At 71.6% G+C, this 15,235-nt stretch carries 13 protein-coding genes and 1 pseudogene; 4 read left to right on the forward strand and 10 right to left on the reverse strand.

All coding sequences use genetic code 11. The features are described 5' to 3' along the window. Positions 1-5 precede the first annotated feature (5 nt). The gene (locus tag OHA25_RS34205; RefSeq protein ID WP_305921490.1) at positions 6-746 is read right to left on the reverse strand and encodes a GntR family transcriptional regulator; all 741 of its coding nucleotides are present in this window, start codon (positions 744-746) and stop codon (positions 6-8) included. Positions 747-837: 91 nt separating this feature from the next. Here OHA25_RS34205 and OHA25_RS34210 point away from each other — a divergent pair, with 91 nt between their 5' ends. After that, positions 838-1,620, forward strand: a complete 783-nt coding sequence (locus OHA25_RS34210; protein WP_327581039.1) for an inositol monophosphatase family protein — start codon at positions 838-840, stop codon at positions 1,618-1,620. Positions 1,621-1,644: 24 nt separating this feature from the next. On the opposite strand, the gene OHA25_RS34215 is transcribed toward OHA25_RS34210, so the two are convergent. From OHA25_RS34215 to OHA25_RS34225, 3 genes are read right to left on the reverse strand one after another with little or no spacing between them, the layout of a single operon-like run. Then, positions 1,645-2,328 carry an HAD family hydrolase gene (locus OHA25_RS34215; protein ID WP_327581040.1) on the reverse strand — a complete coding sequence of 228 codons (684 nt, stop codon included), beginning with the start codon at positions 2,326-2,328 and terminating at the stop codon, positions 1,645-1,647. 20 nt (positions 2,329-2,348) lie between these two features. Next, complete coding sequence (locus tag OHA25_RS34220; protein WP_327581041.1) at positions 2,349-3,068, reverse strand: hypothetical protein; 720 nt, start codon at positions 3,066-3,068, stop codon at positions 2,349-2,351. Positions 3,069-3,121: 53 nt separating this feature from the next. Continuing rightward, complete coding sequence (locus OHA25_RS34225) at positions 3,122-3,775, reverse strand: GntR family transcriptional regulator (protein ID WP_327581042.1); 654 nt, start codon at positions 3,773-3,775, stop codon at positions 3,122-3,124. Between the two features lie 68 nt (positions 3,776-3,843). On the opposite strand from OHA25_RS34225, the gene OHA25_RS34230 reads away from it, so the two are divergent. Next, positions 3,844-5,031: a CaiB/BaiF CoA transferase family protein gene (locus tag OHA25_RS34230; protein ID WP_327581043.1), complete on the forward strand. Its 1,188-nt coding sequence runs from the start codon at positions 3,844-3,846 to the stop codon at positions 5,029-5,031. Further along, entirely contained in the window at positions 5,028-5,897 is an 870-nt protein-coding gene (locus tag OHA25_RS34235) for an HpcH/HpaI aldolase/citrate lyase family protein (RefSeq protein ID WP_327581044.1), read from the forward strand. Before OHA25_RS34230 ends, OHA25_RS34235 begins: the two co-directional genes overlap by 4 nt. On the opposite strand, the gene OHA25_RS34240 is transcribed toward OHA25_RS34235, so the two are convergent. The 6 genes and pseudogenes from OHA25_RS34240 to OHA25_RS34265 form a co-directional block, all read right to left on the reverse strand. Next, complete coding sequence (locus tag OHA25_RS34240; protein WP_327581045.1) at positions 5,894-6,532, reverse strand: TetR/AcrR family transcriptional regulator; 639 nt, start codon at positions 6,530-6,532, stop codon at positions 5,894-5,896. The genes OHA25_RS34235 and OHA25_RS34240 overlap by 4 nt on opposite strands. A gap of 119 nt (positions 6,533-6,651) precedes the next feature. Next, positions 6,652-7,917, reverse strand: a complete 1,266-nt coding sequence (locus OHA25_RS34245) for an MFS transporter (RefSeq protein WP_327581046.1) — start codon at positions 7,915-7,917, stop codon at positions 6,652-6,654. A 279-nt stretch (positions 7,918-8,196) separates the two neighbouring features. Further along, entirely contained in the window at positions 8,197-9,825 is a 1,629-nt protein-coding gene (locus OHA25_RS34250) for a glycosyl hydrolase family 95 catalytic domain-containing protein (RefSeq protein ID WP_327581047.1), read from the reverse strand. A 55-nt stretch (positions 9,826-9,880) separates the two neighbouring features. Beyond that, positions 9,881-11,548 (reverse strand): annotated as a pseudogene (locus OHA25_RS61530) (glycoside hydrolase family 95 protein); the annotation flags it as partial. Between the two features lie 181 nt (positions 11,549-11,729). Next, positions 11,730-12,707, reverse strand: coding sequence for a sugar-binding transcriptional regulator (locus OHA25_RS34260; protein ID WP_327581048.1), 978 nt, complete (start codon positions 12,705-12,707; stop codon positions 11,730-11,732). Positions 12,708-12,768: 61 nt separating this feature from the next. Continuing rightward, positions 12,769-14,223: an FGGY family carbohydrate kinase gene (locus OHA25_RS34265; protein WP_327581049.1), complete on the reverse strand. Its 1,455-nt coding sequence runs from the start codon at positions 14,221-14,223 to the stop codon at positions 12,769-12,771. 120 nt (positions 14,224-14,343) lie between these two features. On the opposite strand from OHA25_RS34265, the gene OHA25_RS34270 reads away from it, so the two are divergent. Further along, positions 14,344-15,225: a nucleoside hydrolase gene (locus tag OHA25_RS34270; RefSeq protein ID WP_327581050.1), complete on the forward strand. Its 882-nt coding sequence runs from the start codon at positions 14,344-14,346 to the stop codon at positions 15,223-15,225. The last annotated feature ends 10 nt before the right edge of the window (positions 15,226-15,235 follow it).

The raw sequence follows: 15,235 nt of genomic DNA on the forward strand, positions 1-15,235 counted from the left end.
CGGGGTTACCGTTCGATGAGGGTGACCTCGAGGGAGTAGAGGGAGGCGCGGTAGACGTGCGAGCCGTGCTCGACGGCGCGGCCCTGGTCGTCGTACGTGGTGCGGATCATGGTGAGCAGCGGGGCGCCGCGGCGCTCCTCCAGCAGCCGGGCCTCCGCCTGGGTGGCGGCCCGCGCCCCGATGCGCTGGTTGGCCACCCGCATCCGCACGCCGGCCCCGCGCAGCAGCTCGTACAGGCCGCGGTCCTCCAGGCCGGCGGCGGACAGCGGGGCCAGCCCCGGCGGCAGCCAGTTGTGCAGCACGGCCAGCGGCTCCCCGGCCGCGAAGCGCAGCCGCTCCACGTAGAGGATCTCGGCGCCGGTCTCCATGCCCAGGATGCGGGCGATCTCCTCCTCGGCCGGCCGCCGCTCCAGCGCCAGGACCTGCGTGGCCGGCTCCTGGCCCGCCCGGCGCAGGTCGTCGTACAGGCTCGTCAGCTCCACCGAGCGCTTGACCTGGCCGTGCACCACCTGCGTGCCGACGCCCCGCTTGCGGACGAGCAGGCCCTTGTCCACCAGGTATTGGATCGCCTGGCGGATCGTCGGCCTGGACAGGCCGAGCTTGTCGGCCAGCAGGATCTCGTTGTCCAGCCGGGCGCCGGGCGCCAGGTCGCCTCGCCGGATCGCCTCGGCGATCTGCTCGGCCACCTGGAAATAGAGCGGCACAGGGCTGGACCGGTCCAGGTCGATGGCGAGGTTCGCGGTCATGTGATCAGCTTAACCGGGGTCAGAATGTCCTGACAAACGGCTCCGACCCGCCCGCTGCCGCCGCGATCAGGGCCGCTAGGCTGGAAGCGAGATGGATGAGACACAGCTGCTCGACACCGCGACCGAGGCGGCCAGATCCGTCGGCCCCCGGCTCCGCAAGGCGTTCCGCTCCCGGCCCGAGGTGAGCACCAAGCGCGACTTCCACGACCCCGTCACCGAGCACGACCGGTCCGCCGAGGAGGCCATCCGCGCGGTCATCGAGGCGCGTGTGCCCGGCAGCGCGATCGTCGGCGAGGAAGTCGGCGCGACCGGCTCCGGCGACCTCACCTGGTATGTCGACCCCATCGACGGCACCGCCAACTTCGCGACCGGGCTGCCGTTCTTCTGCGTCTCCATCGCCGTCGCCGTGCGCGGCGAGCTGGTCGCGGGCGTCGTGTACGACCCGGTGCGCGAGGACGAGTTCACCGCCACCACCGCCGGCGCCTGGTGCAACGGCACCCCGATCCGCAGCCGCGGCGCGCGCGCCGACCGCGAGGCGATGCTCCTGTGCGCCTACCCCACGCCGCTCGACCTCGCCACCGAAGGGGAGGCGGCGCTGCGGCGCTACGGGCGGCTCCTGGAGTCGTTCTCCACGGTGCGGCGGCCCGGTAGCGCCGCGCTCAACCTCGCCCACGTCGCCGCCGGGTGGTCGGACGCCACGTACGGCACCGGGTCCCACCCGTGGGATGTGGCGGCCGGGGCGCTGCTGGTCCGCCAGGCGGGCGGCGTCTACGTGGGCGACCCGCTGGCGAAGGGCGACTATCTGGCGCACGTGGGCGGCTTCGACCTGGCCGGGTCGGTGCTGGCCGAGGTGAGCGTGCGCTCGTCCGGCTGAGCTGCGCTGGCGTGGGAACGGGGGTCAGCGGACCAGGCCGGGCAGGTCGGTCAGCGTCGTGATGCGGGGGAAACCCGGCGGCGCCGGCTCGACGCCGAGGCGGTCGAGCCAGACCGAGCGCATCCCGGTCGGCGCCGGCCCGGTCACGTCCTTGTCCACGTCGTCGCCCACCAGCAGCACCTCCTCCGGCGCCAGCCCGAGCGCGGCGGCCGCCCCGGTGTAGGCGGCGGGCGACGGCTTGAAGAAGCCGCCGAGCACCTCACCCGTCAGCACCGTCCCCAGCGGCCCGGCCAGCCCGATCGCGTGGACCTTCGCCTCCTGCATGCGCTGCCCGCCGTTCGTCAGCACGCCGAGCGCGAGCCCGGACAGCGCCGCCACGGCCTCGGCCGCGTCCGGGTAGGCGGCCCAGCCCTGACGGTAACGCTCGGCGAAGTCGGCGTAGGCCGCGTCCAGATCGCCCGGCTCGTCCACCAGCAGCTCCCGGCAGAGCGCCCGCAGACGGTGGCGCCGCTGCTCCTGCAGCGAGCACTCGCCCGCCTGCCACATCGCCAGATAGGGCCCCTCCAGCCCGGCCCAGAGCCCGGGCACATCGGCCAGGCGCGGGTGGCCGGGGGAGTGCGCCGACAGCCAGCCGGTGATCGCGGCGTCGGCGGCGGCCCGGTGGTCGAGCAGGGTGCCGTCGAGGTCGAACAGGATGCCATTGATCATGACCCTCCCAGCCTACCGGCTCACGCCATGGCCTCGGCGGCGATGCGGGCGGCGGTCTCGCCGGGCGGGTAGCCGAGGGTGAGGCCGCGTACCGACAGCGGGGTCTGCGCGAAACGGACCTCGCCGTCGTCGCCCAGGACGTAGTCCAGCGCGGGGGAGCGGTGGCGGTGCGCCTCCAGCGCCGCCACCTCCCGCTCCGCAGGCTCCGGCGGGAGCACGTCCCGGTAGTCGGCGATCAGCGCGTCCAGGTCGAACAGGTGCGCGTACGGCTCCGCCCGCCCCGCCACCACCCGGATCACCTCCCCGATCACCCGCGCCTGGTACACCAGCCCGGCGCCGCCGCATTCGGCGAGCCAGGCCAGCGCCTCCTCGGGCGGCAACGTGAACGCCCCGTACGGCTTGCGCCCGTACAGCAGCGCCTCGGCGATCCACCGGTCACACCAGAGCTCATCCGCGTACGGCACGGGCGCGGTGGGGTCGAGCGCCACCCCCAGGGACAGCACCGGGTTCCAGGGCGACACCATGGGGTTGCTGAAGCGCGGCATGCGTGGGCCGAGCCAGTGGCTGAGCGGGTAGCCGAACCAGACGGTCACGATCTCCGCCTGCCGATCCGGCAGGAGGCGCTCGTAAACGCCGTTCATGAGCTGGCCCCCGTCAGGGTGCCGCCAGGGGCCGGGCATGACACCCTGGGGGATCGGTGGAGTGCGGTAGTCGGGATGCAGGATCCACGCGTCCGCCACGGTCTCCGTCCTTCCGGGTCGCCGTCTGCCAGAGCACCAGAGTGGCACATGGGTCAGCGGTGGGCGCGGAACTCGCCGGCCTGGCGGACGTGGTCGATCATGATGCGCTCCGCGGCGTCGCCGTCGCCGGACTCCAGGGCGGCCAGGATGCCCTCGTGTGCCTCCAGCTGCACCTTGACCTGGGCGTCGTCCAGCCACAGCGACGCCTCGGCGGGCACGGGGAGGCTGTTGCGCACCGCCCTGGCGTGCGCGCCCAGGAACGCGGGCCCGCCGATGTCCACGATGCGCAGGTGGAAACGCCTGCTCTGCTCGCCGAGCCGGTCGTTGCCGCCCTCCGCCGCGTCGGCGGCCATCGCGGCGTGCAGCTCGCGCAGCTCCGCCAGCTCCTCCGGGGTGATCCGGGCCGCCGCCAGGCGCGCGCCGAGGCCCTCGACCACCGCGCGCAGCCCGTAATACTCCGCCAGCGCCTCGTCCCCCAGGTCCACCACGGTCGCCCCGTGATGCGCCTCGTAGCTGATCAGCCGGTCCTTCTCCAGCCTGCGCAGCGCCTCGCGCACCGGCGTCACCGACACACCGAGCCGCCTGGCCACGTGCCCGGCGCGCAACGCCGTGCCGCCGGGGATCCGCGCGCTGCGGATCTCGTCGAGCAGCACGCTGTAGACGTAGTCGGCCTTGCTCATGGGCGGCCGCGGCTCGGTGCCTGACATATCCCCAGTGTCCTGTATTACGGTCACATAGGTTGACCTATGACATATTTCTTATAAGTTATATACCCATGACGAGCCTCGGCGACCTGCGGGTCATCGACGCGGCGACGTTGTTCGCCGGTCCTTCCGCCGCGATGATGCTGGGCGACTTCGGCGCCGACGTGATCAAGATCGAGCATCCCCGGCGCGGCGACCCGTCGCGCGGCCACGGCGCCTCCGTGGACGGTGTGGGCCTGTGGTGGAAGACCCTGTCGCGCAACAAGCGCACCGCGGCCGTCGACCTGTCCGGCGCGGAGGGACAGGAGATCCTGCGCGGCCTGGCCGAAGGCTCCGACGTGCTGATCGAGAACTTCCGCCCTGGCACCCTGGAGCGCTGGAACCTCGCCCCCGACGAGCTCATGAAGCTCAACCCGCGGCTGATCGTGGCGCGGATGACCGGGTTCGGGCAGAGCGGGCCGATGGCCCGGCAGCCCGGGTTCGGGACGCTGGCCGAGGCCATGAGTGGGTTCGCGGCCATGACCGGGCAGCCTGACGGGCCGCCCACCCTGCCGCCGCTGGCCCTTGCCGACGGCATCGCGGGCCTCGCCATGTCGTACGCGATCATGGTGGCGCTGCACGCCCGTGACCGCACGGGACGCGGCCAGGTCATCGACATGGCGATCATCGAGCCCATCCTGGGCCTGCTGGGGCCGCAGATGACCGCCTACAAGGCCCTCGGCGTCGTGCCGCGGCGGACCGGAAACCGCTCGAGCAGCAACGCGCCGCGCAACACCTACCGCACCCGCGACGGCCGCTGGCTGGCGATCTCCACCAGCGCCCAGCCCATCGCCGAGCGCGTCGTCACCCTGGTCGGGCGGCCCGACCTGGTCGAGCAGCCGTGGTTCGGCACGGGGCACGGCCGGGTCCAGCACGTGGACGAGCTGGACGAGGCCGTCGGCTCCTGGATCGCCGAACGCGACGCCGCCGAGGTCATCGCCCGCTTCGAGGAGGTCCAGGCCGCGGTCGCGCCCATCTACGACGTGACCGACATCGCCGAGGACCCCCAGTACGCGGCGCTGGGCACGTTCGTCGAGCTGCCCGACGAGGAGCTCGGCTCGCTCACCATGCAGAACGTGTTGTTCCGCCTGTCGGACACGCCGGGCGAGATCCGCTGGCCGGGGCGGCCGCTCGGCCGGGACACCGACGAGGTGCTCGCCGAGCTCGGCTACTCCGGCGAGCGGATCGCGGCGCTGCGCGCGGCCGGGGTGATCGCATGAGCGTGCCCTGGTCGCCCGTGACCTGGTTGTACGTCCCCGGCGACCGGCCCGAGCGGTTCGCCAAGGCCGTCGCGTCCGGCGCCGACGTGGTCATCATCGACCTGGAGGACGCGGTCGCGCCCGCGCACAAGGACGAGGCCCGCGCCAACGCCGCCGCCTACCTGCGCGCGGGGATGAGCGACGTCCCCGTGCACGTGCGGATCAACGACCTGGCCACCGAGCGGGGGCAGGCCGACCTCGCGGCGGTGGGGGAGCTGGCCGCCGCCGTGCGGGTGCCCAAGGTGGAATCGGCCGCGGTGCTGGACATGGTCGCCGGCGGGCGTGCGTACGCGCTGCTGGAGTCGGCGGCGGGGATCGTCGCCGCCCGGGACATCGCCGCGCACCCGCGCGTGGCCGGCGTCGCGCTCGGCGAGCAGGACCTGGCCGCCGAGCTGTCCATCACCGACGAGAGCGCCATGAACCACCTCAGGCTGCAGGTCGTGCTCGCCGCCGCCGCGGCCGGCCTGCCGCCGGTCCCCATGTCCGTCTACCCGCACATCAACGACGAGGCCGGGCTGGCCGCCTCCTGCCGGGCCGGCCGCGCGCTCGGCCTGTTCGGCAGGACCGCCATCCACCCGCGTCAGATTCCCGCGATCAGGCGGGCGTTCCGCCCCACCGAGGAGGAGGCGGCCAGGGCCGCCGAGATCGTCGAGGCGGCCGAACGCGCCGAGCGTGCGGGGATCGGCGCGGTCGCGCTGCCCGACGGCCGCTTCGCCGACGCCCCGATCGTCGCCCGGGCCCGCCGCACCGTGGCCTTGAACCGACAGCTCGCGGACGATGACGGTGGCGGCCGGGGCCTGTTCCACCGGACGGGCGGCGAGGACTAGGACGGTTGCCACCAGCGGGCCGACAGCTCCTCGTCCTCCGGGGCCGGCCCCGGGAGCCCTCGGTGCGCCGGCGGTACGCGCAGCGAGTCCATCACGAGCGCCAGGTAGCGGTGGCGCAGCTGCGAGGTGCGTTCGTCGTCGCCGAGCTTGATCGAGGCGATCTGCTCGAACAGCAGCGCGATGTCCGCGGGTGTCACGTCCGGGCGCAACACCCCGGCCTCCACCGCCCGGTGGTGCATCTCGGTGGCCAGGCCGCCGGCCCTGACCGCCAGCCGGCCCAGCTCCTCCGTCGGGTGGAACGTCCCCGCCAGCTTGATCGTCAGGGAGTTGGTGTCGGCGTCCACGATGCCGCGCAGGTATCCGGCGAACGCCTCCCACGGGTCTCCTTCGTCGGCCAGCGCCCGCTCGGTCACCTCGATGTAGAGCTCGAGCCCGTCGCCGCACAACTTCTGCAGGAGGGCTTCCTTGCTGGGATAACGGCGGTAGAGTGCGCTGATCCCGACGCCCGCCTTCTCGGCCACGGCCGCGATGGGCGCGCCCGGATCGGCGGTGAAGACCGCGCGGGCCGCGTGGAGGATCAGCTCGTCGTTACGCGCTGCCTGGGCCTTGCGGCCGCTCATGGGAGTGGTGGTCATACCTCCAGTATACGGGAACGAATAATTCCGTTCTGCTAGTGAGGCTGCCGCGCCGCCACCATGCGGCTGTTTCGGCATGCTTGCGGGCCGCTTGCACGAGCACGGGCCGCACACGGCCTTTACCTGGGGGCGCGTGGGAGGACCATCCTGGCCGGGTTGACGAGGAGGAGGCCTGCGACGCCGACGATGGGGAGGACGGTGAGCTGCCAGAGGCCGGCGCCATCCCAGCCGAGGGCGCCTACCAGGCGGGCGAACAGGAGGCCGGAGAAGGCGGCGGCCACGTAGTAGGACAGGATGAACAGCCCGGCGCCCCGGCCGACGTGGTGCGGGCGGACGGCCCGCTGCATGGCGGTGGAGCAGTTGGTGAACAGGAAGCCGCTGGCGAACGTGCCCATGAGGAAGGACAGCAGATACTGGGCCTGCGCCGAGGTGGCGACCTGATACATCAGGTATGCGGTGGCCGAGGTGGCGACCATGGCGAACATCAGCAGGCGGGGCTGGTTGAGCCGGTCGCCCAGCCAGCCGGCCGGCAGGGCCATCATGGCGCCCAGGCCGCCCATGGACACGGCGAAGGCCGCCTGGTCGGGGGCGAAGCCGAGCCCGTCGCGCAGGAAGGTGGGGTAGAGGCCGAGGTAGCCGTAGAAGACCAGCCCGGACACGGCGCACGCGATGCCCATGCCGAGGGTGTTGCGGTTGTAGGGCGAGGCCGGCACATGGTCGTAGGACGCGGCGTCGCGTTCGGTGGTCGTGCCGGTGACCGCCTCGGTCATCGTGCGCGACACCGTGGCCGCGATGAGCAGGCTCATGACGAGACCGGCGGCGGCGAACAAGAAGAACGGCGCCCGCCAGGTCCCCCAGCTGCCTGCCACCGAGGAGCCGAGGAGCGGACCGAGGAAGACGCCCAGGCCGAAGGCCACGCCCACGACACCGGCGGCCAGCGCGCGGCGGTGGAAGAAGAACGCCCCGATCACCGCGTACAGGACGGTGGCCTGGACGCCCTCACCGACCCCGGAAACCAGGCGGTAGACGCTCATGTCGACGAAGCCCGCGGCCAGCGGGATGGCCAGCGTGCCGAGGGAGTAGACGAGCACGCTGACGAGGATGATGGCCTTGCGCGAAAGCCGGTCGGCCAGATAGCCGGCCGGAGGCCCGGCGAGCGCGAGTCCCAGCGTGAACCCGGTGGCCAGCAGCCCGCCCTGGTCAAGGGAGAAGCCGAGCTCGGCCCGGATCTCCGGCAAGAGGGGATAGAAGATCTGCCGGTCCATCGCGTTGAGCATGTACGAGGCGCACAGGACCGCGAACCCGATCGCGATGGAGGCCTTCGTCACCTGCTGGGAGCTCACGGGGGAAGTGCCGCCTGGGGGACGGTCGGTGGCGCTGCTCATGGAGTGCTCCTACGTGCGGGGGGAAGTGAGCCAGTGGCGGACAATCGTCCGTATGCCGGTCGCACGGCTGGCCCCAGAATGATGTGCGGCGCGATTGCTGTCAAGAGCTGGGCAAGTGTGACGGTACGCAGCGTCACCACATGCGCGGACAGTCGTCCGTACCATGGCGAGATGCCGGCCGAGCCGGCCACACGGTCGCGGGGGCGCCGAAAGCGCAAGGAGCCGGATGGGACGTGGGGTCCCATCCGGCTCCGGACGCACGCCGTGAAGGAGCGGACGTCAGAAGGCGAGCTGCCGCCAGTTCTTCACCTCTTCGGCGGTCAGCGTCCTGGCAATGATGGCGGCCCTGTCCAGCCCGCCGGTCAGTCGCTGGCCGCCGCCCTGGTCGGCGCCGAAGCGCAGCGGGCGCGAGGTGCAGCCGGTGATGCCGTCGGAGGTGGCCTGGCCGGTGGCCTTGCGCTCGCCGTCCACATAGGCGGTGAGGGCTCCGGTGCGGTCCAGGGTGACCACGAGGTCGATCCAGCGGCCGGTGGGCAGGGTGGTGTTCAGGGTGACGTTCACGCCCGCGCCGATGAAGCGCAGCGTGTTGCTCGGGGTCACGTCGAGGAGCACGCCGTCCGTGCCGGGGTCACCGGACCGCTGGGAGTCGAACAGCCGCCGGTAGCCGCTGCCCGCGATCTTGACCTCGGCGGCGAAGGTCGCCTCGCGTACCAGTCCGAGTGTGGTGTCCGCGGTGGTCAGGTAGGTGGTGCCGTCGAGGACGAGCCCGCTGCCCGATGGGGCGGTGGCGTCGTACGCGGCGGCGCCGGTCACGGTGGCGTTGCGGCCGTTGCCCGAGGCGTCGGCGACCGTGCTGCCTTCCTGCGGGTCCCAGGCGACCAGGACCGAGCCGCTCTCGGGCGGGGCGCAGGGTTCCAGGGCGAGCACGGCGGAGGCCGCGCCCTTCCAGGAGTCGCCGGTGACCGCCGTGGACAGCACCGCGCGGCGCGAGCCGTCGGCCGGTCCGGGCGTGACGGTGAAGGCGGCGGTACGCCTCTCGCCGGGCGCCACGGCCACCAGGTGCCGGGTGGCCGGCTCGACGGTCCAGCCCTGGGGCACGGTGAGCGTCACGGCGGCGGCGGGCACCGCACGCCGCCCGGTGGCGGTGACCATGACCTGGGCCTCGAAGGCGGTGCCCGGCCTGGCCGTGGCGGGCGTCTTCAGGGCGACGGCCGCCTCGTTCTGGATCGTGTACGCCTTGCCCGCGCGGGCGTTCCAGCTCAAGGTGTCGCCGTCGCGGTGCGGGCCGACCTCGTGGCCCTGCTCGTCGTGGACGCGGTAGCGGCCGGCGATGAACGGCGACCTGACCTTGATGGGCCCGGTCTTGCCCGGGCGCACGGTGACGGTGGCGGGGGCGCCGTCCTTCCAGGCGGCGTCCACGGTGACGTCGCCGCGGGCGCGCAGGCCGGACACCGAGCCGTCCCGCCAGGCGGAGGGCAGCGCGGGCAGCACGTGCACCACGTCGTGCTGGCTCTGCACCAGCATCTCGGCGATGCCGGAGGTGGCGCCGAAGTTGCCGTCGATCTGGAACGGCGGGTGGGTGTCCCACAGGTTGTCCAGCGTGGAGGCCTTGAGCTGCTCGGCGAGCATCTTGTGCGCGTGGTCGCCGTCCAGCAGCCGCGCCCAGAAGTTGATCTTCCAGGCCTTGCTCCAGCCGGTGCCGCCGTCGCCGCGCGCGGTCAGCGAGACCTTGGCCGCCTCGGCCTCCGGGGTGCCGGGGGTGATCTGGTTGCCGGGGTGGAGGGCGTACAGGTGGGAGACGTGCCGGTGGGTGTCGGTCTTGGAGTCCCAGTCGCTCTTCCATTCCTGGAGCTGGCCCCAGGAGCCGATGCGCAGGCCCGGGTCGAGCTTGGCCAGGGCGGCGCTCACCCTCGGCCTGGAAGTCCTCGTCCACGTTCAGCTTCTTGGCCGCGGCCAGGGCGTTGGTGAACACCTCGCCGACGATCTGCTGGGACATCGACGCCCCGGCTGAGAAGTCGCCGTGCTCGGGGGAGTAGCTCGGAGAGACGACCAGTTTGCCGTCGCGCGGGTCGGTGTGCAGGAAGTCGAGCCAGAACTCCGCCGCGCCCTTGATCACCGGGTACGCGGTCTCACGCAGGTAGTTCACGTCGCCGGTGAAGCGGTAGCTGTCGTAGAGGTGCTGGGTCGTCCAGGCGGCGGCGTCGGGGAACCAGAAGGCGGTGGCCCAGTCGTGTACGCCGGTGAAGCCGAACGGGTTGGTCTCGTTGTTGACCACCCAGCCGCGGGCGCCGTACATGTCCTGGGCGGTCTTGCGGCCCGGCGCGACCAGGGCCGAGATGTAGCGGTCGTACGGCGTGGTGGTTTCGTGCAGGTTGGTCTGCTCGGCGAGCCAGTAGTTCATCTGGAGGTTGATGTTGACGTGGTAGTCGGCCGACCAGGGCGGGCTGGTCGACTTGTTCCAGACGCCCTGCAGGTTGGCGGGCAGCAGGTCGTTCTCCCGGGAGGAGGAGATGAGCAGATAGCGGCCGTAGGCGAAGAACAGCGCCTCCAGCGCACGATCGTCTGGCGAGGCGCCGCCGGTGTAGTTCCTGCGCAGCTGGTCGGTGGGGATCGTCGGAGCGGTCTGGCCGAGGTCCAGCTTCACCCGGTCGAACATCTTGCGGTAGTCGGCGATGTGCGCGGCCTTGAGCTGGTCGTAGCCCTTCGCGGCGGCCGCGTCCACGGCGGCGGTGACCGTGGCGTGCGGGTCCTCGCCGCGGTAGGCGGGGTACGTGCCGGCGTAGTCGGTGCCGGCCGAGAGCACGAACACGGCGCTGTCGGCGCCGGTGACGATGACCTTGTCCCCGGCGTCGGTACGGGTGCCGCCCTGGGTGATCACCTGCACCTGGGCCTCGAAGGTCATCTTGTTGTTGCTGAGCTGCCCGCGGATGGTGAGCCGCCCGCCGGCGGCCGTGACCGTCTTGTCGTTGCGCGGCGAGGTGTGGCGCAGGGTGAACGACACCTTGCCGCCCTGGTCGGCGGAGAGCCGGCCGGCGATCACGTTGCCGGGGTTGCCGGCGAAGTACTCGCGCTCGTAGCGGACCCCGTCGGTGGTGTAGCCGACGCGGGCGACGGCCTCGCGCAGGCTTAACTCGCGACGGTAGCCGGCCGGGTTCTGGGGCGCGCCGGCGAAGTCGAGGTGGAGGTCGCCGAAGGTCTGGTAAGCGCCGAAGCCCGTCTTGGGCTGGCCCAGCTTGGCGGCCACGGCGCCCGGCGCCATCTTGCCATCGCGGTCGATCTGCTGCTGTACCTCGGCGATGGCGCCCGGCCGTGGGGTCTTCCAGTTGCCGAAGTCGTAGCCCGGGGAGCCGGGGCCGCCGGTCCACAGGGTCTTCTCGTTGAACTGGATCTGCTCCGACGCCACGCCGCCGAACACCATCGCGCCCAGGGGACCGTTGCCGATGGGCAGGGCCTGCGTCTCCCAGTCGGTGGCGGGCTTGTCGTACCAGAGCGTCAAGTCATCGGGTGTCCAGCCCGAACTGGCCGGCGGCTGCGGGCCTGGTCGCGCGGACGCAGGGGCTGAGAGCCCGGCTGCCAGGGCGAACGCGACGATCAGGCTGACGCTGATTCGTCGCCTTGGGGGGTGAGCCACGGAGTCCTCCGATCACATGGGACATCGATCAAGGAGATAGCACCGAAATGAGCTCGTAACAAGAGTTGACATCCGATGTTTTCGGCGCAGCTTCACGGGATCGGCGGGATCCCGCAGCAACAATGCACTATGCGGCCATATTGATCCGATGTCATGGCGACGCCGGGAACCCTGGCGACCCTTAGTCGAGCAGCGCGCGGGCCGTGGCGACGTCGGTGATGACGACGTTGACCCAGCCGCCGCTGATCGCCGCACGGATCGCCGCATGCTTGCGCTCGCCGCCGGCCAAGGCGATCCGGCGCGGAATCGCCCGGAAGACCTCAGGGTCGATCCCGACGACACGGCTGTTGAGGTCACTGCGGATCAGCTGACCGGCCGAGTCGAAGAACCGGTGGCAGACGTCGCCGACGGCGTGTGCGGCGAGCAACTGCTCCTGGTCGGCGGGCGCGATCGCGTTGCCGCTCTCCCGCAGCAACGGCGAGGGCTGCACACTGCCGACGCCCACCAGCGCCATCGTGAGGTGCCGCCACTCCTCGGCCACCGACTGCACCGCCGGATCCTTGACCAGGCTCCGGCGGATCGCGGCCGTGCCGACCAGGCCCGGCGCTTGGACGTAGATCGGTTCGGCGCCGATCAGCTCGGCGAAATGACTCAAAAGCCGGTTGGCCTTGGCCTGGACGGCACGCTCGCCGACGCCGCCGACGAGCTGCACGACCCGGTCGGCGCCCGCGACCCGCAACGGGTGCAGCCTGTCGACGACCGACAGCAGGGTCTGGCTCCACGACGAGATGCCGATCCGCTCGCCGCCGGCCAAGGTCGCCTCGAGGTAGGCCGCGCCGGCCGAGCCGATGCCGGCGATGATCTCGGACTCGTCGCCTTCGACATCCACGACGACCGCCTCCCGCAGGCCGTAGTGGCTCTCCAGGGCCTGCTCGAGCGCGATGTGGACGCCTTGGGAGACGACGACGACGGTTCGGACGATGCCGATCTCACCCGCCCGTTTCAGCAACCGCGACACCTTCGTCTGCGAGATGTGCAAGGCGTCGGCGATGTCGGCCTGGCGGATGCCTTGCTCGTGGTACATGTGCGCGACCTTGGTGATCAGCCGCACCCGTCCGTCGGGGGCGAACCGGCTGGAGCCTGCCGCGTGTACAGCCATCAGGATCCGGCCCCTTCACGATCGCCCGATTGTCGTCGCCCATCATTTTCCATCCCCTGGGTCACTGCCCGCGCGCACGAGCCCGGACCGCCGCCACTTCGGCGGCCCAGTCCGTACGCCGCTGAGCGCGCGCGGCGTCATCGACCTCGGGCTCGAAGACCCGGGCCGGGGTGCGACGGGCGGCCCAATCCGTGGGCGAGCCCAGGGATTTCCAGGCCAGTTCGGCCACCCCGAGTGCGGAGATCTCCGCGACGCCGGCGACCTCGACCGGCCGCCCGAGGAGGTCGGCCTGGGTCTGCATCAGCAGGCCGGACGCGCTCGCGCCGCCGTCGGCACGCAGCAGCCGCAGCGTGATGCCGGTGGCCTCGATGGCTTCGGCGAGGTCGCAGACCTGATGCGCGACGGCGTCGACGGCGGCGCGGGCCAGATGCGCGCGCGTCGTACCGCTGGTCATCCCGGTGAAGGCGGCGCGTGCGTTGCGTTCCCAGTGTGGTGCTCCCAGTCCGGAGAAGGCCGGGACCAGGGTCACACCGCCGCTGCCGGGGACCGTGGCGGCGGCGGCGACGAGCTCGCCGACGCCGTCCAGGCCGAGCGTCGAGGCGGTCCAGGCGAGCGCCGCGCCCGAGGACACGATGTTGCCCTCGCGGGCGAACAGCGGACGGTCGGTCATCCAGGCGAGCGTCACCGGTACGGCCGTATGGGCCGGGTCGAACTTTTCGACCGGCGTCATCACCGACGTTCCCGTGCCATAGGTCGCCTTCGCCATCCCTGTCCTCGTGCATCCCTGCCCGTAGAGCGCGGCATGCGAATCGGCCAGGACGGCCGTGACCGGAAGGCCGTCGCGCAGTCCAGGGACGCCTGACGTGGTGCCGAAGTCGCCGTTGGACGGGACGACGTCGGGCAGGACGCCACGTGGCACGCCGAAGGCGTCGAGCAGGGCGGGGGACCAGTCGTGGTCGATGACGTCGTACAGGAGGGTGCGTGAGGCGTTGCCCGCCTCGGCGAGATGCCTGCGGCCGCCGGTCAGTTTCCAGACCAGCCAGGAATCGACCGTGCCGACGAGGAGGTCCGCGCCGCCGGATTCCTCCAGCAACCAACGGATCTTGGGCGCCGAGTACATCGCGTCCACCTGCAGTCCGGTCCGCTCGCGGGCGAGGTCGCGGGTGGCGGCCGGCAGGGTCTCGCACCACGCGGCCGTCCGGATGTCCTGCCAGCCGATGATCGGACCCAGCGGGTGACCTGTGTCGCGCCGCCAGCCCACGACGGACTCGCGCTGGTTGGTCACCGCGACCGCGACGACGTGCGCGTCAGCGGCGCCGAGACAGTGGTGGACGGCGCTCAGCACACTCGACCACAACTCGCCGGCATCCTGCTCGGCCCAACCGGGCCGCGGTGTCGTGAGCCCGACCGGGGCGGAACCGGTCGCCAGCACGGCTCCGTCCTCGTCCACCAGGATCGCCTTGGAGTTGGTCGTGCCCTGGTCGATGGCCAGCACCGCGGCTCGCTTGTCGCCCATGAAACGGCTCCTCACTGTCGAGCGCCGCACGAAGTTATTGACAGCGCTCTCCCGATCGGACAACCTACCGGAACGGGATATTATGCGCTAGCGCATAATTATGCAACACAGGAGACCGCGATGCGCAGACGCAGAGTGATCATCAACAGTGACGCGAAGAACGAGGCGGACGACCAGTTCGCCCTGGTGCACGGGTTGTTGTCGCAGACCTTCGACGTGCGCGGGCTGATCCCGGCCCACTTCGGCACCCGCCGATCGCGGCGGAGCATGGAGGAGTCCCGCGAGGAGATCGACCTCCTGCTGGGTCTCCTCGTCCTCACGGGTTCCGTCACCGTCGCGGACGGCGCGGCGACGGCACTGCCGGACGAGCGGACCCCGGTGGACTCGCCCGGCGCGCGGCTGATCATCGAGGAGTCGAAGCTCGCGAGCGAGGACGACCCGCTCTATGTGGCGTTTCTCGGGCCGCTGACGGACATGGCCTCCGCGATCCTCCTGGACCCCGGCCTGGTACGCCGGCCGCTGATCGTGATCTGGATCGGGGGCCCCGGTTACCGCGGGTACGACGAAGGCTCGAGGATCGAGTTCAACCTCTCCAACGACATCCACGCCGCGAACGTCGTCTTCGGCTCCGGCATCGCCGTGTGGCAGGTGCCCAGAGACGTCTACACCAAGGTCTCGGTGAGCTACGCCGAGCTGGCGGAGAAGATCGGTGACGCCGGCCCCCTGGGTCGCTACCTGATCAAGCAGCTGCACGAATGGAACGCGACCCACCACCCTGAGCCGATCGAGTCCCGCTCCCTGGGCGACTCGCCGGCCATCGCGCTGATGCTCTTCCCGCAGAGCGGAAACTTTCGCGTGCGACCCGCCCCCAGATTCGGTGCGGACGGCTCCTGCCTGCCCGGGTCCAACCACCCGATCCGGGTCTGCGAGGGCGTCGACGTGCGGTTCCTGCTGGAGGACATGTTCGCCAAGATCCGGGCCTTCGGCCGCGAGCACGGCTGACGCACCCCCC

The sequence above is a fragment of the Nonomuraea sp. NBC_00507 genome (assembly GCF_036013525.1).
Taxonomy (GTDB): domain Bacteria; phylum Actinomycetota; class Actinomycetes; order Streptosporangiales; family Streptosporangiaceae; genus Nonomuraea.

What these genes read in the sequence shown, in the direction of transcription:
- OHA25_RS34205 (WP_305921490.1), bottom strand. Translation starts at nt 746, where the DNA reads ATGACCGCGAACCTCGCCATCGACCTGGACCGGTCCAGCCCTGTGCCG.
- OHA25_RS34210 (WP_327581039.1), top strand. Translation starts at nt 838, where the DNA reads ATGGATGAGACACAGCTGCTCGACACCGCGACCGAGGCGGCCAGATCC.
- OHA25_RS34215 (WP_327581040.1), bottom strand. Translation starts at nt 2,328, where the DNA reads ATGATCAATGGCATCCTGTTCGACCTCGACGGCACCCTGCTCGACCAC.
- OHA25_RS34225 (WP_327581042.1), bottom strand. Translation starts at nt 3,775, where the DNA reads ATGTCAGGCACCGAGCCGCGGCCGCCCATGAGCAAGGCCGACTACGTC.
- OHA25_RS34230 (WP_327581043.1), top strand. Translation starts at nt 3,844, where the DNA reads ATGACGAGCCTCGGCGACCTGCGGGTCATCGACGCGGCGACGTTGTTC.
- OHA25_RS34235 (WP_327581044.1), top strand. Translation starts at nt 5,028, where the DNA reads ATGAGCGTGCCCTGGTCGCCCGTGACCTGGTTGTACGTCCCCGGCGAC.
- OHA25_RS34240 (WP_327581045.1), bottom strand. Translation starts at nt 6,532, where the DNA reads ATGACCACCACTCCCATGAGCGGCCGCAAGGCCCAGGCAGCGCGTAAC.
- OHA25_RS34245 (WP_327581046.1), bottom strand. Translation starts at nt 7,917, where the DNA reads ATGAGCAGCGCCACCGACCGTCCCCCAGGCGGCACTTCCCCCGTGAGC.
- OHA25_RS34260 (WP_327581048.1), bottom strand. Translation starts at nt 12,707, where the DNA reads ATGGCTGTACACGCGGCAGGCTCCAGCCGGTTCGCCCCCGACGGACGG.
- OHA25_RS34265 (WP_327581049.1), bottom strand. Translation starts at nt 14,223, where the DNA reads ATGGGCGACAAGCGAGCCGCGGTGCTGGCCATCGACCAGGGCACGACC.
- OHA25_RS34270 (WP_327581050.1), top strand. Translation starts at nt 14,344, where the DNA reads ATGCGCAGACGCAGAGTGATCATCAACAGTGACGCGAAGAACGAGGCG.